General features: G+C 74.4%; 17 protein-coding genes and 1 pseudogene. 8 read left to right on the forward strand and 10 right to left on the reverse strand.

Annotated features, from left to right (window positions below):
* Nucleotides 1-20: 20 nt before the first annotated feature.
* Entirely contained in the window at nucleotides 21-476 is a 456-nt protein-coding gene (locus ACWH4W_RS24205) for an ATP-binding protein (protein WP_473077962.1), read from the reverse strand.
* Nucleotides 477-1,174: 698 nt separating this feature from the next.
* Here ACWH4W_RS24205 and ACWH4W_RS24210 point away from each other — a divergent pair.
* Nucleotides 1,175-2,434: a streptophobe family protein gene (locus ACWH4W_RS24210; RefSeq protein ID WP_473077963.1), complete on the forward strand. Its 1,260-nt coding sequence runs from the start codon at nucleotides 1,175-1,177 to the stop codon at nucleotides 2,432-2,434.
* A gap of 14 nt (nucleotides 2,435-2,448) precedes the next feature.
* Here the strand turns inward: ACWH4W_RS24210 and ACWH4W_RS24215 are convergent, their stop codons facing one another.
* Both ACWH4W_RS24215 and mgrA read right to left on the reverse strand, forming a co-directional pair.
* Nucleotides 2,449-2,859 (reverse strand): hypothetical protein, encoded by a 411-nt coding sequence (locus ACWH4W_RS24215; protein WP_473077964.1) that lies wholly within the window; start codon nucleotides 2,857-2,859, stop codon nucleotides 2,449-2,451.
* A 322-nt stretch (nucleotides 2,860-3,181) separates the two neighbouring features.
* Nucleotides 3,182-4,174, reverse strand: a complete 993-nt coding sequence (gene mgrA, locus ACWH4W_RS24220; RefSeq protein ID WP_473077965.1) for an L-glyceraldehyde 3-phosphate reductase — start codon at nucleotides 4,172-4,174, stop codon at nucleotides 3,182-3,184.
* 149 nt (nucleotides 4,175-4,323) lie between these two features.
* Between mgrA and ACWH4W_RS24225 the strand changes: the two genes are divergently transcribed.
* Together ACWH4W_RS24225 and ACWH4W_RS24230 are read left to right on the forward strand one after the other, a co-directional pair.
* Nucleotides 4,324-5,220, forward strand: a complete 897-nt coding sequence (locus tag ACWH4W_RS24225; RefSeq protein ID WP_473077966.1) for a LysR family transcriptional regulator — start codon at nucleotides 4,324-4,326, stop codon at nucleotides 5,218-5,220.
* Nucleotides 5,221-5,234: 14 nt separating this feature from the next.
* Complete coding sequence (locus ACWH4W_RS24230) at nucleotides 5,235-5,750, forward strand: mycothiol transferase (RefSeq protein WP_473077967.1); 516 nt, start codon at nucleotides 5,235-5,237, stop codon at nucleotides 5,748-5,750.
* On the opposite strand, the gene ACWH4W_RS24235 is transcribed toward ACWH4W_RS24230, so the two are convergent.
* From ACWH4W_RS24235 to ACWH4W_RS24250, 4 genes are all read right to left on the reverse strand, one after another.
* The gene (locus tag ACWH4W_RS24235) at nucleotides 5,732-6,811 is read right to left on the reverse strand and encodes an adenosine deaminase (RefSeq protein ID WP_473077968.1); all 1,080 of its coding nucleotides are present in this window, start codon (nucleotides 6,809-6,811) and stop codon (nucleotides 5,732-5,734) included. The genes ACWH4W_RS24230 and ACWH4W_RS24235 overlap by 19 nt on opposite strands.
* A gap of 38 nt (nucleotides 6,812-6,849) precedes the next feature.
* Nucleotides 6,850-7,242, reverse strand: a complete 393-nt coding sequence (locus ACWH4W_RS24240) for a VOC family protein (protein ID WP_473077969.1) — start codon at nucleotides 7,240-7,242, stop codon at nucleotides 6,850-6,852.
* A gap of 101 nt (nucleotides 7,243-7,343) precedes the next feature.
* Entirely contained in the window at nucleotides 7,344-8,717 is a 1,374-nt protein-coding gene (locus ACWH4W_RS24245; RefSeq protein WP_473077970.1) for a phosphoinositide-specific phospholipase C-related protein, read from the reverse strand.
* A gap of 95 nt (nucleotides 8,718-8,812) precedes the next feature.
* Nucleotides 8,813-9,718, reverse strand: coding sequence for a glycoside hydrolase family 19 protein (locus ACWH4W_RS24250; RefSeq protein ID WP_473077971.1), 906 nt, complete (start codon nucleotides 9,716-9,718; stop codon nucleotides 8,813-8,815).
* Between the two features lie 515 nt (nucleotides 9,719-10,233).
* On the opposite strand from ACWH4W_RS24250, the gene ACWH4W_RS24255 reads away from it, so the two are divergent.
* Both ACWH4W_RS24255 and ACWH4W_RS24260 read left to right on the forward strand, forming a co-directional pair.
* The gene (locus ACWH4W_RS24255) at nucleotides 10,234-10,686 is read left to right on the forward strand and encodes an SPW repeat protein (protein WP_473077972.1); all 453 of its coding nucleotides are present in this window, start codon (nucleotides 10,234-10,236) and stop codon (nucleotides 10,684-10,686) included.
* 162 nt (nucleotides 10,687-10,848) lie between these two features.
* The gene (locus ACWH4W_RS24260; protein ID WP_473077973.1) at nucleotides 10,849-11,112 is read left to right on the forward strand and encodes a GlsB/YeaQ/YmgE family stress response membrane protein; all 264 of its coding nucleotides are present in this window, start codon (nucleotides 10,849-10,851) and stop codon (nucleotides 11,110-11,112) included.
* Between the two features lie 215 nt (nucleotides 11,113-11,327).
* On the opposite strand, the gene ACWH4W_RS24265 is transcribed toward ACWH4W_RS24260, so the two are convergent.
* Nucleotides 11,328-12,176, reverse strand: coding sequence for a GNAT family N-acetyltransferase (locus ACWH4W_RS24265; protein ID WP_473077974.1), 849 nt, complete (start codon nucleotides 12,174-12,176; stop codon nucleotides 11,328-11,330).
* 86 nt (nucleotides 12,177-12,262) lie between these two features.
* On the opposite strand from ACWH4W_RS24265, the gene ACWH4W_RS24270 reads away from it, so the two are divergent.
* A complete protein-coding gene (locus ACWH4W_RS24270) occupies nucleotides 12,263-12,748 on the forward strand; it encodes a nucleoside deaminase (protein ID WP_473077975.1) in 486 nt (161 codons plus the stop codon).
* A 299-nt stretch (nucleotides 12,749-13,047) separates the two neighbouring features.
* Here ACWH4W_RS24270 and ACWH4W_RS24275 read toward each other — a convergent pair.
* Nucleotides 13,048-13,317: pseudogene (locus tag ACWH4W_RS24275) on the reverse strand (chaplin); the annotation flags it as partial.
* A 197-nt stretch (nucleotides 13,318-13,514) separates the two neighbouring features.
* Between ACWH4W_RS24275 and ACWH4W_RS24280 the strand changes: the two are divergent.
* The gene (locus tag ACWH4W_RS24280) at nucleotides 13,515-15,122 is read left to right on the forward strand and encodes an alpha/beta hydrolase (RefSeq protein WP_473077976.1); all 1,608 of its coding nucleotides are present in this window, start codon (nucleotides 13,515-13,517) and stop codon (nucleotides 15,120-15,122) included.
* 24 nt (nucleotides 15,123-15,146) lie between these two features.
* Here the strand turns inward: ACWH4W_RS24280 and ACWH4W_RS24285 are convergent, their stop codons facing one another.
* Complete coding sequence (locus tag ACWH4W_RS24285; protein ID WP_473077977.1) at nucleotides 15,147-15,554, reverse strand: hypothetical protein; 408 nt, start codon at nucleotides 15,552-15,554, stop codon at nucleotides 15,147-15,149.
* Between the two features lie 112 nt (nucleotides 15,555-15,666).
* Here ACWH4W_RS24285 and ACWH4W_RS24290 point away from each other — a divergent pair, with 112 nt between their 5' ends.
* Nucleotides 15,667-16,761, forward strand: a complete 1,095-nt coding sequence (locus tag ACWH4W_RS24290; protein ID WP_473077978.1) for a baeRF3 domain-containing protein — start codon at nucleotides 15,667-15,669, stop codon at nucleotides 16,759-16,761.
* Nucleotides 16,762-16,859: the final 98 nt, after the last annotated feature.

Raw genomic sequence — 16,859 nt, forward strand, 5'->3', positions numbered from 1 at the left:
AAAAAAGAGAGCGGTGGCGTTCAGCCGCCGGTGAGGTCGATCACCGCGCGGACGCGTTTGCCGACCGGCACGCGCTCCACGCCGACGTCGCGCGCCAGCGCGCGCACGATCTCCAGTCCGTGCCGCCCGATCCGCTGCGGGTCGCGCGGGAAGACGCGGGGCAGGGTGCCGTTGCTGTCGTAGACGGCCACCGTGAGCGTGGTGTCCGTGCCCTCCAGCTCCAGGATGTACGGCCCGTCGCTGTGCCGGTCGGCGTTGGTGACCAGTTCGCTCACCACCAGGAGCACGGCGCCCTCCGCCTTGGCGTCGACCGTGGCGCACCACTCGGTCCTCAGCTGTTCGAGGAACTGCGCGGCGAAGTGCCGCGCCTCGGCGATGCAGCCCTGCTCGCCGGTGAAGTGTGCCGCCCGCCGCAGCGGTTCCACGGGCACGTCGAAACCAGTCGGTATCACTACCCCGTCCAAGCGATAGGTCATGCGTTTCCCTCTGCGACGCCGGGCCGGCCGGACGATGCGCACCGGTCCTGGTACCCCGAGACGGCCGGGGCAGTCCTGCTGATCTGCATTCGGCTTCCCCGCCGGGGAGACCGGTATGCCCGACCGGCGCACAGGGGGCCCCGTGCACGGGCCGGCAGCCGTACGGAGCCCGGCCGTCCCGTCCGCGACACGGCGTCCGACCGGCCGACGGCGCACCGTCCGGGCCGGCGTGCGGTGGGGGTCCGCAACGGGGGGGGCGTCGGTCGCCCTGTCGCCCGGGGCGCGACGGACCGCCTCACGCGGGCGGCTGCCCGGGGCGCGGGTGGTGGCCGGTGACGGCGGTCCGGTGGGTCCGTCCGAGGCGCCCGGCCTCCGTGTCCTGTCCTGGCCCGGCCAGGACAGGACACGCGCCCGCCGAGCCGTGCTCCGCCCGGTCCTCGCGTGCGCGGGGCATGACGGAACCGGAGCGGGCCCGGCCACGGGCCCCTACCTCCCCCGCGTGGGGACCGCAGGCCCTGCGATGTCCGGTCCGCCGCCGGGTCCCGGGCCTGCTGAGCACGGTGGTGATGCTCTCGGCGGCCTTCGGCCCGGTCACGGCACGCCGGGGCGGCGCCCGCGCACGTCCGCCGGGGGCGGCGGACCCGCGCGGACGGACTTCCCGGCGGGCGGCAGGGACGGGCGCTGCTTAGCGTGCACACGTGAGCGCACACTCCCCTTCTCCTCCGCGGTCCCCGTTCCACGACTGGGTGCCCGCCCTGGTCACGGTGGCCGGCTCGCTGGCCGCGATGGGCGCGGTGGCGGCGCTGGGGCTCTGGGCGGCCGGAGCGGCCGGCCTCCCGGAGGGCGCCTTCGGTCCGGTGCTCGCCGCCGTCCTGGTCCTCGCCGTGGGCGGCACGGTGCGGCTCTCCGGGGACGCCGGCGGTCTGGCCGGCACGGAGGGCGGCCTGACGGTGATCCCGCTGTCCGTCACCCTGACCGGGGCGCTGGTGCTCGGCTGGTGCTTCCTGCGTCCGCTGCGCCGCCGCGCGGTGGCGGGCGCGCCCGGGCCGGCGGGATGGGCGGCGCGGGTCGCCGTGCTGTGGCTGCCGGCGGTCCTCGGTCTGGCGCTGGCCGCCCGGCGCACCTTCGAGGTCCCGCTCGGGGACGACCTGCTCGGTGACCTGGGCGAACTGTTCGGGGTGCGGCCGGTGGCGGGCTTCGCCGCGGACGTGCTGCCGACCGTGCTGGTCGGCCTGGTGTGGCTGGCGGGCGTGCTGGTGGTGACGCTGCTGGTGTCGCGCGACACGCCGCTGCCGCCCGGGCTGACGCGGTTCCGGGCGGGGGCGCGGCCCGCGGCACGCGCGGTGCTGGGGCTGCTGCTCGCCTCCGTGGCCGTGGCGCTCGTCGTCGCGCTGGTGGTGGCCGCCGGCCGGGGGCGTCCGGCCGAGACGTTCGCGGTGATCCTGCTGGGACTGCCCAACGTGGCCTGGCCTGCGCTGACCGTCGGGCTGGGGGCGACCTGGGAGGGCAGGGTGGAGGGGCCGTTCGGGCTGCCCATGCCGCGGGTGCTGGACGAGGTGCTGCGCACCCCGGACGTCTCCGAGCTGAACCTGGGCTCGCTCGTGGAGCACGACGGCGGCCGCTGGTGGTGGCTGCTGGTGGCCGCCGCGATCCTGGTGGCGGGCGCGGCCTGCTTCATGGCGGCCACTTCGCCCGCGGGGGTGCCGGCCTGGCAGCACGCCGTGCGGCTGGCGGTGGCACTGGCCCTCGCGGTGCTCACGATCGGCCCGACGGCCCGTGTCTCCGCCAGGATCGGCCTGTCGGTGCTCGGCATCGGCGACCTGGGCGAAGGCCTGTCCGGGCAGGTGCTGCTGGAGCCGCGGCTGTGGGGCGCCTTGGGCCTGGCCCTGCTGTGGGGCCTGGTCGCGGGCTTCGCGGGGGCGTGGGCGGTACGGGGACTCGGGCGGCGGAAGCGCTGAGGGGCGGCCCGGTCTCAGGCGACCGGGACGCCGAGGACGCGGGCGGCGCGCTGCATCCGCAGGGCGTCCACCGACTCGGCGAGGAGTTCGTACTCCGTGGTGTCGTCGCCGGTGGCGACCCGCACCATGCGTCCGGCTGCGAGCGTCTCGGCCACCTGTTCCTGCCGCTCGACGTCACCGCACCAGGTGCGCAGCACGGTGGGGACATCGGGCACGCCGTCGGGGACCGGGACGAGCGCGCCCGGGGGTAAGTGCTCGGCTTCGGGCAGCGGGTCGAGGCGCTCGGCGATCCACAGGGCACGGTCACGCAGCCACCACAGGGCGAGGGCGAGGGTCGGCGCCCGGTAGGTGCCCAGGGGCACCCCGATGCGCCGGCCGTCGCAGACCCCGTACGCCGTGACGTGGCACAGGAATTCGTCGTGCACGTTCCCTCCCCCGCTGCGTGCTCGCCCGCCGGTTCCGGGCCGGCTGCCCGCTCCGTGGCTCGCGTGCTGTGCGTGAGGGCGCCGTCGCGCGGTGTGAAGCGCTCTCGTTGTCGAGTATGTTCACCGCTGAAACACTGTCACCACATGTTTCCGGCCAGTCTCCTGGCATATGCAAGGCGTTTCCTGGCCGAAACGACGCGGGTGCGCACGTCGTCCGAGGTGACCGGTGTGCGGCCGGGCCCGCGGGGAGGGACGCGCGGGCCGGGACGGCCGTGACCCGGCCGCCGGCCCCGCGAGGGGGACGGCGGCCGGTGACGTGCGGTCACTGCCTGACGATCGCGTCGATGCGCGCCAGCTCCTCGTCGGAGAAGTCGAGGTTGCGGGTGGCGGCGACGCTGTCCTCCAGCTGCTGCGGGCTGCTCGCGCCGACCAGCGCGGAGGTGAGGCGGCCGCCGCGCAGCACCCAGGACAGGGCCATCTGCGCGAGGCTCTGGCCGCGGGCGGACGCGATGTCGGCCAGCGCGCGGAGCCGGCCCACCAGCTCCTCGGTGAGGGCGTCGGTGTTCAGGAAGGGGCTGTCGCTCGCGGCCCGGGAGTCCTCGGGGATGCCGTCCAGGTAGCGGGAGGTCAGCAGGCCCTGCTCCAGCGGGGAGTAGGCGATGGAGCCGACCTGGAGCTCGTCCAGGGCGTCCATCAGGCCCTCGTCCTCCGGGCGGCGGTCCAGCATCGAGTAGCGCGGCTGGTTGATCAGCAGCGGGGTGCCCAGCTCGCCGAGGATGCGGGCGGCCTCCCGGGTCTGCTCGGCGTCGTAGTTGGAGACGCCGACGTACAGCGCCTTGCCCTGCTGCACCGCCGAGTGCAGGGCGCCCATCGTCTCCTCGAGCGGGGTGTCCGGGTCGAAGCGGTGCGAGTAGAAGATGTCGACGTGGTCCAGGCCCATCCGGCTCAGGCTCTGGTCCAGCGAGGACAGCAGGTACTTGCGCGAACCCCATTCGCCGTACGGGCCGGGCCACATCAGGTAGCCGGCCTTGGTGGAGATCACCAGTTCGTCGCGGTACCGCGCGAAGTCGGCCTTCAGCGCCTCACCGAGGACGGACTCGGCGGCGCCGGGCGGCGGGCCGTAGTTGTTGGCGAGGTCGAAGTGCGTGACGCCCAGGTCGAAGGCGCGGCGCAGGATGGCCCGCTGGGTCTCGGCCGGGCGGTCGGGACCGAAGTTGTGCCAGAGGCCGAGCGAGAGCGCGGGCAGCTTCAGGCCGCTGCGTCCGGCGCGCCGGTAGGGCATGTCCGCGTAACGGTCGGGGTGTGCGGTGTACAACGCGACTCCAGAGGGGTTGTCCCACGTCTTGGCGTTCGTCTTGCGTTCGTCTCGGCGGTTCGTCGAACCGCCCGTCCACTCTGTCGTGACCTGCGGGGAGCGGTCCAACAGAAGAATCCGATGGAATTGTGCGGCTACGCTTCTCAATCATGGAACTGCGCCATCTCCAGCACTTCGTGGCCGTCGCCGAGGACCAGCACTTCACCCGTGCGGCGGAACGGCTGATGGTCTCCCAGTCGGGCCTGTCGGCGTCCGTCCGGGCGCTGGAGCGCGAGCTGCAGACACCGCTGTTCGTGCGGACCACCCGCAGGGTGACGCTCACCGAGGCGGGGCGGGCGCTGCTCACGGAGGCCGAACGCATCCTGGCACAGGTGCGGGCCGCGCACGAGGCGGTGGCCGCGGTCCAGGGGGTGCTGCGCGGCACCCTCGCGGTGGGGACGGAGCAGTGCATCGCCGGGGTGAACGTGGCCGGGCTGCTCGCCGCGTTCCGGCGGCGCCACCCGGACGTGGAGATACGGCTGCGGCAGTGGGGCTCGGCCGCGCTCGCCGAGGAGGTCGCGGCCGGGCGGCTGGACCTCGCCTTCGCCTACCGCACCGACGCGGACCCGGACCAGCTGCGCGCCGTGCCGCTGACCGGCGAGCCGATGACCGTGCTGTGCCACCCCGGTCACCGGCTCGCCCGCGCCGGGGCGCCGGTCACCCCGCAGGAGCTGGCCGGCGAGGTGTTCGTCGACTTCCACCCCGACTGGGGCCCGCGCCGCGCCACCGACGCGGCCTTCGCCCTCGCGGGCGTACGGCGCACGGTGGCGCTGGAGGTGAACGACGTGCACAGTCTGCTCGACCTGGTCGACGAGAACCTGGGCGTGGCGGTGGTGCCGCGGCACTTCCGCCACAAGCGCCCGTCGCTCACCGCGCTGCCGCTCAAGGACGCCGGCGAGGCGGCGTACGAGACGGTGGCGCTGGTGCCGTCGCCGCGCGCGACCAGCCCGGCGGCGCGGGCGCTGATGGAGCTGCTGGACACCGGGGCGCGTGACGCCGGGAGGTGAGCGAGTCTGGAACCATGCATGCCAAGGACATCCTCATCGACGGCTTCGGCCGCGTCCGGGAAGAGGTCCACGCCGCCGTCGAGGGCCTCGGCCCCGACGAGCTCGCCGCCCGGCCCGCGCCGGACGCCAACAGCATCGCGTGGCTGGTGTGGCACCTCACCCGGATCCAGGACGACCACGTGGCGGACGCCTTCGGGCTGGAGCAGGTGTGGCCGGCCGACGGCTGGGAGAAGCGGTTCGGGCTCGGCCTGCCGCGCGGCGCGACCGGGTTCGGGCACACCCCGGCGCAGGTCGCCGAGGTCCGCGTCGAGTCGGCCGACCTGCTGACCGGCTATCACGACGCCGTGCACGAGCAGACCCTGCGCGCCCTGCGGACGCTCACCGCCGAGGACCTGGAACGCGTCGTCGACGAGAACTGGGACCCGCCGGTCACCCTGGGCGTGCGGCTGGTCAGCGTCCTGTCCGACGACCTCCAGCACGTCGGACAGGCCGCCTACGCCCGCGGGCTGCTTCAGAGCGCCGCTTCGTAACCCGGCAGGACGACGTCCCGGATCAGCGCGGCGCGCTCGTCGTACGGCAGGAACGCGCTCTTGACCGCGTTCAGGGTGACCGTGCGCAGGTCCTCGGCGGTCCAGCCGGCCTGCTCGACCAGCAGGGTCATCTCCCGGGTCATGGTGGTGCCGGAGACCAGACGGTTGTCGGTGTTGACGGTGACGCGGAAGCCGAGGTCCTTCAGCGGGGTGATCGGGTGCTCGGCGATGGACGTCGCGGCGCCGGTCTGGAGGTTGGAGGTGGGGCACATCTCCAGGGCGATGCGGCGGTCGCGGACCCAGGAGGCGAGCCGGCCGAGCTTGCCGCCCTCGAGGTCCGGGATGTCCTCGGTGAGGCGCACGCCGTGCCCGATGCGCTGGGCGCCGCACACCTGGAGGGCCTGGTGGATGCTGGGCAGCCCGTGGGCCTCGCCGGCGTGGATGGTGAACGGCACGCTCTCGCGGCGCAGGTGCTCGAAGGCGGCGAGGTGGTCGGCGGGCGGGAAGCCGTCCTCGGCGCCGGCGATGTCGAAACCGACGACCCCGGCGTCCCGGAAGGCGACGGCCAGGTCGGCGGCCTCGCGGACCCGGTCGAACATCCGCATGCCGCACAGCAGCGTGCCGACCCGGACGGGCGTGCCGGCGGCGGCCGCCTTGGCCATGCCGGCGGCCAGACCCTCCTGGACGGTCTCCACGACCTCGCGCATGGTCAGCCCGCCCCGGGTGTTCAGCTCGGGGGCGTAGCGCACCTCGCCGTAGACGACCCCGTCGGCGGCGAGGTCGAGGACGTACTCCTCGGCGGTGCGCAGCAGGCCCTCGCGGGTCTGCATCACGGCGAGGGTGTGCTCGAAGGTGGCGATGTAGCGCACCAGGTCGCCGGAGTTCGCGGCCTCCACGTACCAGGCGGCGAGCTCGTCCGGGTCGGTGGTGGGCAGCGGATGGCCGACGGCCTCGGCCAGCTCCACGACCGTGGCCGGGCGCAGGCCGCCGTCGAGGTGGTCGTGCAGGACCGCCTTGGGGAGGCGGCGGATCGTGTCGGCGTCTATGCGCGTAGATGACATGGCTGGCGGTTCCTAGGCGTGTGGTTCGGCGTGGTGGATCAGGCGGCGGGCTGGAGCAGGTCCCAGCGGTTGCCGTACAGGTCCCGGAAGACGGCGACCGAGCCGTACGGCTCGTGGCGCGGCTCCTCCAGGAAGGTCACCCCGGCGGCGGTCATACGGGCGTGGTCGCGGGCGAAGTCGTCGGTGTGCAGGAAGAAGCCCACGCGTCCGCCGGTCTGGTCGCCCACCCGGGCCCGCTGCTCCTCCCCCGCGGCGCGGGCCAGCAGCAGCGCGGCGCCGGTGTGCCCGGCGCCGGGCGCGACGACGACCCAGCGGCCGCCGTCCGGCCGGGGCGCGTCCTCGACGAGCCGGAAGCCGAGGACCTCGGTGTAGAAGCGGATCGCCTCGTCGTAGTCGTGGACGACGAGGGTGACCAGGGCGATGCGTCTCATCGTCACCTCTCGCAGGGGTTGACCGGAGAGGTTATACGTAAAACTGCCGTGCGCGCCAGTCCCGCCCCGGCGCCCGGTCCGGGGCGGGCCGACGTGGCCCCTCACGGGTAGGCGTAGGTGTTCAGCGCGGCGACGGCGGCCGCGGGGTTCCCCAGGTCGTAGCGGTCGACGGCGAGGTAGGTGGGCTTCTTGCGGGCGGCCGGCTGGCAGAAGCGGCGGGCGCGGTCGGCGAGCTTGGCGTTGTCGGTGGCGGCCGTGGAGGCGACGGCGGCGTCCCGGAAGTGGTTCATGACGAAGAGGGGCCGGAAGCCGGGTTCGGTGCGGGTCAGCGGAATCGTGGTGTTCGCGTCGTACCAGCGGCTGTGACAGGACCAGTCGGAGGCGCCCACGCCCGGCCCCATGGACCAGTGGTTCTCGACGGTCCACTCCCGCTGGTACATCACGCCGAAGCTGTCCCGCGTCAGCCCGGCCGACCGGTCCGCCTCCTTGCCGTGGTCGGTGAAGATCAGCAACCGGTGTCCGTCGGCGGCCAGTTCGCCCATCGTGGGCCAGCCGTGCTCGCGCACCCCGGTGCGGTCGGGGCGGTAGAGCACGTCCGACAGCCCCTGCACGCGGTCCAGTTCCGCGCGCAGGACGCCCGGCTCGACGTAGTCCTCGAGGAAGACGGTGACGAACTCCTCGGGGTGGGCGCGCAGGAAGTCGGTGATCCGCTGGAGGTCGACCCACAGGGCGACGGGTCTGCGCACCAGGGTGCAGCTGTTGTGGCAGAGGATGGCGCCGTCGGGCGTCTGGCGGATGTCCAGCATGAAGCCGCGTACGCCGTCGCGGAGTTGCTGTTCGATGCCGCGGTTCTGGTTGGGGAAGAGATCGACGAAGGGCGGGGCGAAGCCGCCGTCGACGCCGTTCGCGTAGGCGTTGTGCGCGGTGAGGAACGTGACCTGGTCCAGGGTGCGCTGCTCCTCGGGCGGCATCGGGCTGCCGGGCGTGTCGGCCGGGGTGAGGTACCAGGACGCGAGGTCGCCGTCACCGCCGCCGACCGACAGCGGCACGGGGTGAGTGGCTCCGGCGGGTTTCGGGGCGACGGTGAGCCGCCCGCCGGTGCCGGGTGCGGCGAGCGCGTACCGGTCGGCGCCGAGCGGGGTGAGGTGCCAGCGCGCCTCGGCGGCCCCGCAGGACACGGTGCGGGCCCGGTCGCCGGCCCGTCCGAGACAGACGCCGGGGCTGTCGGCGCTCTCCAGCAGGTGTCCGGCGCCGTCGGGGCGCAGGGACCACTGCTGGCGGCCCTCGTTCCCGCGCGGCCGATGCTGTTCGACCGCCCCGGAGGCGTCGGCGGCGTTGAGGCCGGTGACGGCGCTCTGGAGGTAGTACGTGCCGGGCGGCGGCACGGTGCCGGCGCCCGCCGCGGGCGCCGCGGGCGCCGCGACGAGCGCGGCGGTCGTGACGGCGGTGGCGAGCAGGGAGTGGGGGGTGCGCATGCGGTTCCCTTCGTCCGGAGGGGCGGACCGTCCTCCGGGGCGCGGCGCGCCCCGGAGGACAGTCAGGTGCATGACACCACGCCCGACCGTCGGCGTCAGCAGTACAGGTTGCCGCCGGGGGTCGTCCCGAGGATCTCGGTGAACTGCTGGTACTTCGTCACCCGGCTCTGCACCTGTGCCGGGTTCCTCCCGTCGCACTCCAGGGAGCCGTTGATGCTGCGGATCGTCTGGCCGAATCCCGCCCCGTTGACCATGGCCGCGTGCGGGGTCATGCTGCCCGGCCCGCTCTGGGTGTTCCAGTACCACAGGGCGGTCTTCCAGGCGACGGCCGCGTCGTTCTGCACCAGCCAGGGGTTGTTGAGCAGATCGATGCCCAGCGCGTCGCCCGCCGCCTTGTAGTTGAAGTTCCAGCTCAGCTGGATGGGGCCGCGCCCGTAGTAGGCGGCCTGGCCGGCCGGGCAGCCGTACGGCCGGCTCCAGTCGCAGTAGTGCGGGTAGTTGGCCTGGTTCTGCTCCACGACGTGCACCAGGCCGCCGGTCTCGTGACTGACGTTGGCGAGGAACGCGGCGGCCTCCTGCTTCTTCACCGTGTCGCTGCCGGTGTTGGCGAAGCCGGGGTAGGCGCTGAGCGCGGCGGTGAGGCCGCTGTACGTGTAGAAGGGGTTCCGGTTCGGGAACATCCGGTTGAACTGCGCCTCGGTCACGACGAAGTTCCCGACGGGCGTCCCGGGCCCGTTGTCACAGGCGTACGGCTCCCAGTACCAGGTGCTGATGGTGGGGTCGTAACCCGGGTTGGCGTGCTCGGCGATGTACGCCTTGCCGTCGGTGTAGCGGACGATCGCGCCCGCCTCGTACCACTGTCCGGCGACCCAGGCGGGGTAGCTCGAACACGCGGCCGCGGTGGCGGCCGAGGCGGTCGTGGTCGCGGCGGGGAGCAGCAGGGGCGCGCTGCCGGCGAGGACGAGGGCGGCGGTCACGGCGGCGATACGACGTCTCGACATGGGATCAACTCCTTCGCGGAACACGGCCGCTCCCGGGACGAGGACATGCCGGGGCGAGGCCTCGCGCGCACGCGCCGGCGAGGCCGGCCACGGCGCGGGCGCGGCCGTGGTGGGGGGTGTGGAGCACACTCAAGCGCTTTGGTCTGTACCAGTCAAGGGTCCAGACCAGTCAGATTGGCGCGTACACATCGATGCAGCCTCGGGCGCGCGGTCACGGGACACGGCGGCCCGCCCTCGTGCCGCCGGCCGGGACGCCGTGCTCACTCGGCGGCCCGGGCCCCGCCACTCTCCCGCGAGGCCGGCTTCGGTCCGCGCACGCGGGCGCCCGGGGGACCACAGCGGCCTGGAGGACGCAGCGGCCTTCCTCACCCGCGCCCGCACCGGCGCTCAGGCACGGCGAGGGGGCGGCACCCGACTACACATAAAGGGGAAATAAGCGCACAATGGGATATACGCGGTGCTTCCCGCATACCGCACCCAGACGCGGTCAGGCCTGCTAGCCGAAGGAGACGACCATGGCCAACGTCTCACACCAGCGCGGTGATCTCTCCAGCCATCCGGACGCACCGGAGATGCGCGCCCGGTACGAGCGCGTCCTCGGCAGCCGTGACGTGGCCTTCGTGGACGGGCCGGTGTTCCTGCTCGGCCTCTACTGCGCGGTGTCCCCGTGGGTCCTCCACTACACGACGAGCCAGCCGTCGCTCGTGACGCACAACCTGATCGTCGGCATCGCGATCGGCCTGCTCGCCCTCGGGTTCACGGCGGCCCCCTCGCGCATGTACGGCCTCAGCGGAGCCATGTGCGCGCTGGGCATCTGGATGATCGTCTCGCCATGGGTGGTGGGCACCAACCCCGACGCCGGGGTGATCTGGAACAACCTCATCATCGGCGCCCTCACCGTGATCCTGGGCACCGCCTGCGCCGCCACGGCGGCCAGGGCCGCTTCCAAGTCGTCGCGGTCGTCGTAGCACCCACGAGGACTCCCTCGCCCCCGGCCGGTCCGCGCGCCCCGCGGACCGGCCTCTTCTCCGCGCGTGTGCCGCGTCGCCCGGCGCCTTCGACGACTGCCGCCGCGGGCAGCGGGCAGACGCACCTCAGCGGAGGACACGGAAAGGGGAGACAGGAGAGACATGGAGATCGACGGCATCATCAGCGCCCTCGTCATCGGCGTCGTCATCGGCGTCCTGGGCCGGCTGGTCGTCCCGGGCCGCCAGCGCATCGGGGTCCTGTGGACGATCCTCGTCGGCATCGTCGCCGCCCTCATCGGCTCGGCCCTCGCGTCGGCGTTCGGGGTGGCGGACACCAAGGGTGTGGACTGGGTGGAGTGGCTGATCCAGATCGGCCTCGCGGCGGTGGGCGTGATCGCCCTGGACCGCACGAAGGCCGGTCGCTGAGACGCGGCGCCTGCTTGCGAGCGGTGGTTGTCCCACGGGCGGTGGACCCGCACGCCCGGCGGGACGGCCACCGCTCCCGCGCGTGCAGCGAGGCACGGCCGGGCGGCCGGCTCCGCCGGCATCCGCGCGGTCCTGCTCCCGCCGGCCCGGAGCCGGCCACCACGGCCCCTTGATCCGGCCCCACGCCGAGCAGCCCCTCCCGGCCTTCCCGGCGATCACGTCGGTACGGGGCCGGCCCCCGGCCGTGTCCTCCCCGGCCGTGCCCGGGCCCGGGGGGCGGGTTCGTACACGTACGGCGTCGTGACCGTCAGGGCCGTGAAGCCCAGGCGCCGCAGGACGGGGCGGCTCTGCGGCAAGGCGTCGACGTGGAGGTGGTGGTGGCCGCGGGCGGCGGCGATGCGGGCACGGTGGGCGACCAGGGCGCGGTAGACGCCGTGACCCCGCCACTCCGGTACGGTGCCGCCGCCCCACAGGCCGGCGAACGTCGTGCCGGGGCTCAGCTCCAGGCGGGCCGCGCCCACCGGTTCCCCGCCGGCCAGGGCGAGGACGGCGACGACCGTGTCCGGGGTGGCGGCCAGCGCGTCGAGGAGCCGGCGGCGCAGGCGGGAGGCATCGTCGCCGAAGGCCCGTTCGTGCACCTCGGCCACCCGGTCGACGCCGGTCCGATCGGTGACCGGTACGACCCGGATGCCGTCGGGGACGTCCGCGGTCAGGTCCAGCGCGTCGGTCTCCGCCGCCATCAGCGTCTCGGCCGGCTCGGGGGTGAAGCCGGCCGCGGTGAGACGCGGGCCGAGGTCCGCCGGGGTGTCGTGGGCGTACAGCTTCCACTCGAAGGTGAGGCCGCGAACCGTGTAGTGCGTGATCTGCTCCGCGATCGCCGCGTCCGCCTCGCCGGGCGAGGCGAGCCCGGACCAGACGACGCCGTTCCAGCCGTGCGCGGGGGCGGTGCGGCGCACCACCCGGCCGACGCGTTCGACGTGGTCGTCGGGGCCTTCGGGACGGGCGCCCTGTCGTACCTCGCGGTCGTAGAGGGCGAGCAGGGCCGGTGTGGTGGCGGGTTGCATGCCGGGAGTGCATCAGCCGCCGGTCACGGGAGCAACGGGATTAGGGTGGCTCGCGATCGAGCCGCCGGAGGAGACGGGACGGGACCATGGCTGTGCGGGACGACGAACTGCCGTATCTGCGGCGCTGCGTGGAACTGGCCGCCGAGGCGCTGGAGGCGGGCGACGAGCCGTTCGGCTCGGTGCTGGTGTCCGGGGACGGCACGGTGCTCGCCGAGGACCACAACCGGGTGGCGTCCGGCGACCGCACCCGGCACCCGGAGTTCGAGCTGGCGCGCTGGGCGGCGGCGCACATGACGCCCGAGGAGCGGGCCGCCGCCACCGTCTACACCTCCGGGGAGCACTGCCCGATGTGCGCCGCCGCCCACGCCTGGGTGGGCCTGGGACGCATCGTGTACGTCGCCTCGTCCGAGCAGCTGGCGGTTTGGCTGACGGAGCTGGGCGTGCCCGCGCCGCCCGTGCGGACCCTCCCGGTCTCCGCGATCGCCCCGGGTGTGGCCGTGGAGGGGCCGGTGCCTGAACTGACCGAGGGCATCGCGGCGTTGCACCGGCGGTTCCATCGGCGAAGCGGCTGACGAAAGCCCCCCGGGTCCGTCCGGCGCGGCGGGCCCGGGGGCGGCGGACCGTTTCCGCCGGGCGGTCGGCCGCCCGTGCGGAGCCGGGCGCGGCGGTACAGGACGATCCCGCCCAGGAACAGCGCGGCGCCGGTGGCGAGCACCGGGACCGTCCGGTCCGCGCCCGTCTCGGCGAGCGCGACCTGCTCCGCGGGAGCCGCCTGCTGCGGCGCGGGGGCGGGGAGGACGCGGACCGGCACGGTCCGGTCGGGGGCGGGCTCCGCCGGGCGCTCACCGGAGGTGGCGGCGGAGCTGTTGTCCGTGGCCGGGTCGCCGACGCCGACCACGTTCACGCTGTTGCCGCTCACGTCGACCGGGCCGTGCACCGGGAGCTGCACGCCGATGCCCGACAACGGGCCCGGCGGGCCGTGCGCGTCACTCCCGGCCGCCGCGCCCGACGCTCCGGACGCGGCGGCGACGGCGATCACACCGTTTCGGGCAACCCTTCGCACAGGCTCCCTGCCCTTCCGGACCTGGTCGCGGGCGTTCGCCCGCCACCGGACAGGACGCGGGTGCGGCATCCGGGCCATGGCTCCTCCGTATGCCGCAGCCGGTTCGCTCCCCAGGGGGTTCCGTCGTTCGAACCCACGGCACAGTCCGTCGGGCTCCCGGTGCCCGAACGCACCGACGCGGGACCGCCGTCGGCGCCGCAGGTCCGACGGGCGGGCGCGGCGGGGCCCGCTTATGGTGGGCGAGGGCGCCGGTCGGGGCGCCTTGGGAGGCTTCGATGCTGGGCGAGCTGTCCGAGCGACTCCGGGGCGGTCACCACGCGAACGCGCTGCCGCCCTCCTTCCGGCGCGGCGCGGCGGCCGGAGCGGTCGGGCTGGTCCTGCTGGCGACCGGCCTGACGGCCACCGGCCGCGACGAGCCGGACCTCGGCCGCTTCTACGACCAGACGATCGCGTGGGCGGCCTGCGAGGGCACGGAGGCGCCGAAGGACCTCCAGTGCGGGACGGTCACCGTGCCGCTCGACTACGCCGACCCCGGCAAGGGCACCCTCGAGCTGGCGCTCGCCCGCTACCGCGCGTCCTCCGACGACCCCCGCGGCTCGGTGCTGCTGAACTTCGGCGGTCCGGGCGGCTCCGGGGTGCAGGGGCTCGCCCAGGGCCGCAAGGACTTCCTCGGTCTGACCGACGACTACGACGTGGTGTCGTTCGACCCGCGGGGCGTGGGCCGGTCCTCCCCGGTGAGCTGCGGGACCGACGCCACCAGCCGCGCGCTGGAGGCGACCGACGGCGAGGAGACGGGCGATCCGCGGGACGCGCTGCGGCAGTTGCGCGAGGTGGCGGCCGAGTGCGAGAAGAACTCCGGGCCGGTCCTCGCCCACATGGGCACCGTGGACGTGGCCCGCGACCTGGACGTGATGCGTCAGGCGCTCGGCGACAGGAAACTCAACTACCTCGGGTTCTCCTACGGGACCCGGCTCGGCGCGGTCTACGCGGCCCGGTTCCCCGACAAGGTGGGCCGGATGGCGCTGGACGGCGTGGACACGCTCACCGAGCCGCTGGCCGAGCAGGGGCTCGCCAGCGCCCGCGGGCAGCAGACGGCGCTGGACCACTTCCTCACCTGGTGCGCCGAGGAGCTCGCCTGCCCGTTCGGGCAGGACGCGCGCGCCGCCCGCGCACAGGTCGTGGAGCTGGTCCGCTCCCTCGACGACGCTCCGGTGCCGTCCGCCTTCGGTTACGAGTTCACCGGCCAGGACCTGGCCGGCGCCATCGCGCAGGGCCTCTACACCAAGGAGATGTGGCCGCTGCTGCAGCGGGCGCTCGCCGAGCTGGTGGAGGACGGCGACACGAGCGGCGTGGAGTCCCTCGCGGCCGGCGGGACGGCCCCCGCCCCCGCGCGCTCCGACGAGCCGCTCGCCGACCCGGAGGACGTGCCGCTGGACAACCTGCCGGCGGCGCTGATGGCGGTGAACTGCGCCGACGACCCCGACCGTCCGGACGCGGAACACCTCGCCGAGGAACTCACGCGCCTGCGTGAGGCGTACGAGGAGGCGTCGCCGGTGTTCGGGCCGTACCGGCTGGCGCAGGTGGTGCTGTGCCACGGCCGGCCCAAGGGGACCGACTACATCCGCGAGCGGGTCAAGGACCTCGACACCCCGAAGATGCTGCTGGTCGGCACCCGGGGCGACCCCGCCACCCCGTACCACTGGACGGAGCAGACGGCGAAGCGGCTGGGCCCGTCGGCCGTGGTGCTGGACAACCGCGGCGAGGGCCACACCGGCTACGGTTCGTCCGAGTGCGTCCACCGCAAGGTCGACGACTTCCTGCTGCACGGCACGCTCCCGCCGAGCGGCAGCTCCTGCGGCGCGGAGGACGAGGACCGGATCTGACGCGGACGGGCCCCCTTGCCCCCTTCACCCGGGGGCCTCCTCGGGGCCGCGCTCCTCGTGGGCGTCCCCGCCGGGCCGCAGCGTCCCGGCGACCCGCCCCGCGTCCGGCGCGGACACCGCGATCCGTGCGAACGGCGACGGGGGCCGGAGGTCCGGGACGGCCACCGGAACGCCCGCCCGTACGGCGACGAAGTCGCGGCCCAGGACGTGCCCCCGCTCCCCCACGCAGAACCGTCCCGGCCGGCAGCGGCCGACGACCGGTGTGCCGCGCATCGCGCGCCGCCAGTCGGGCTCCGCCCCGGTCGCCGCCACCCCGGACAGCGGCACCCGTACCGCGCGGCGGCGCGCGAGCAGCGCCTCCCGCCACGACAGCCGGACGGTGACGGTCCCCCCGCCCCCGTCTCCGTCCCGCTCCACGACCGAGCGCGCCATCGGCGGTCACCTCCCCCCCTCCAGCGTGCGCCCGCGACCGCGCCGGCCCGAGTCCGCCCGACGGCGCTTTGCCCCGAATGCCCTACCACGGATTCCGCCCTATGGTGCTGTCATGGAGCACGATCTGAGTCCCTCCGCCCTCGCCGAGCTGCGCCGGCCGCGCCCCTACCCCGCCGTGTCGGTGCTGACGCCGACCAGCCGCCGCAACCCGCTGAACACCGAGGACGCGCTGCGGCTGCGCAGCATGGTGGCCGAGGCGAAGAAGAAGCTGGAGTCCGACCCCGCGGTCTCCCGGGACCGGCGCGCCGACGTGGCCGCCCAGCTGGACCGGGCCCTGGCCGAGGTCGATCTCGCGCACGCCGAGGACGGCCTGGTGATCTTCGCCGCCCCGGGCGAGCACCAGGTGTGGTCGCTGGCGCGCAGCGTCCCGGAGCGCGTGGTGCTCTCGGACACCTTCCTGACCCGCAACCTGGTCTCCGCGCAGACGGCGGAGCGCCCGTTCTGGGTGCTGTCCGTCGCCGCCGACCGGGCCACGCTGTGGAGCGGCGGCCCGGACCGGGTGACGGAGGAACGGGCCGGCGGCTTCCCGCTGGTGCGCGAGGAGCCGAACTTCGACCCGGAGCGGGAGGAGCGGGTCGGCGACCAGCCCAGCAACTACCGGGACGAGGACACCCGCCGCTTCCTGAAGGAGGCGGCCGCCGCGCTGACCTCCCTGGTGCGCGCCCACCCGAGGCCGCTGTACGTCACCGGCGAGTCGGCGGCGCTGTCGCTGCTGTGCGAGTTCGGCGACGCCGGCAAGGACGCCGTGCAGGTGCCGCGCGGCGGACTGGCGCACGGCACACCGGAGATGGTGTGGCAGGCGGTGCGGCCGGTGCTCGAGGAGCAGGACCTCAAGCGCGCCGAGGAGGTGGCGCGGGAGCTGGAATCCGCCCGCAGTCGCAAGGAGTTCGCGGCCGGCGCCGACGAGTTGTGGCAGAGCGCCCGCGAGGGGCGGATCCGGCTGCTGGCCGTCGAGGAGAACTACCGGATCACGGTCCGCGAGGACGGCGAGCATCTGATCGTCGCCGAGGACGGCGACCTCGACGCCCGCGAGGACATCGTGGACGAGATCGTCGAGCAGTGCCTGGAGACGGGCGCCGAGGTGCGTTTCGTGCCGGACGGCAGCCTGGCCGACGCGCAGGGCATGGCTGCGGTGCTGCGCTACTGACGGGCGGGGGCGATGCGGATCGGTCACCGCGCCCCACTCTCGAACAGATACCCGATCGTCGAACCCGTGAGTGAGTCGGCCTGAGTACCTGACGCACC

This window comes from Streptomyces sp. DSM 120436 (assembly GCF_055778765.1).

What these genes read in the sequence shown, in the direction of transcription:
- ACWH4W_RS24280 (WP_473077976.1), top strand. Translation starts at nt 13,515, where the DNA reads ATGCTGGGCGAGCTGTCCGAGCGACTCCGGGGCGGTCACCACGCGAAC.
- ACWH4W_RS24260 (WP_473077973.1), top strand. Translation starts at nt 10,849, where the DNA reads ATGGAGATCGACGGCATCATCAGCGCCCTCGTCATCGGCGTCGTCATC.
- ACWH4W_RS24245 (WP_473077970.1), bottom strand. Translation starts at nt 8,717, where the DNA reads ATGCGCACCCCCCACTCCCTGCTCGCCACCGCCGTCACGACCGCCGCG.
- ACWH4W_RS24290 (WP_473077978.1), top strand. Translation starts at nt 15,667, where the DNA reads ATGGAGCACGATCTGAGTCCCTCCGCCCTCGCCGAGCTGCGCCGGCCG.
- ACWH4W_RS24250 (WP_473077971.1), bottom strand. Translation starts at nt 9,718, where the DNA reads ATGTCGAGACGTCGTATCGCCGCCGTGACCGCCGCCCTCGTCCTCGCC.
- ACWH4W_RS24240 (WP_473077969.1), bottom strand. Translation starts at nt 7,242, where the DNA reads ATGAGACGCATCGCCCTGGTCACCCTCGTCGTCCACGACTACGACGAG.
- ACWH4W_RS24235 (WP_473077968.1), bottom strand. Translation starts at nt 6,811, where the DNA reads ATGTCATCTACGCGCATAGACGCCGACACGATCCGCCGCCTCCCCAAG.
- ACWH4W_RS24225 (WP_473077966.1), top strand. Translation starts at nt 4,324, where the DNA reads ATGGAACTGCGCCATCTCCAGCACTTCGTGGCCGTCGCCGAGGACCAG.
- ACWH4W_RS24255 (WP_473077972.1), top strand. Translation starts at nt 10,234, where the DNA reads ATGGCCAACGTCTCACACCAGCGCGGTGATCTCTCCAGCCATCCGGAC.
- ACWH4W_RS24270 (WP_473077975.1), top strand. Translation starts at nt 12,263, where the DNA reads ATGGCTGTGCGGGACGACGAACTGCCGTATCTGCGGCGCTGCGTGGAA.
- ACWH4W_RS24230 (WP_473077967.1), top strand. Translation starts at nt 5,235, where the DNA reads ATGCATGCCAAGGACATCCTCATCGACGGCTTCGGCCGCGTCCGGGAA.
- ACWH4W_RS24285 (WP_473077977.1), bottom strand. Translation starts at nt 15,554, where the DNA reads ATGGCGCGCTCGGTCGTGGAGCGGGACGGAGACGGGGGCGGGGGGACC.
- ACWH4W_RS24205 (WP_473077962.1), bottom strand. Translation starts at nt 476, where the DNA reads ATGACCTATCGCTTGGACGGGGTAGTGATACCGACTGGTTTCGACGTG.
- ACWH4W_RS24265 (WP_473077974.1), bottom strand. Translation starts at nt 12,176, where the DNA reads ATGCAACCCGCCACCACACCGGCCCTGCTCGCCCTCTACGACCGCGAG.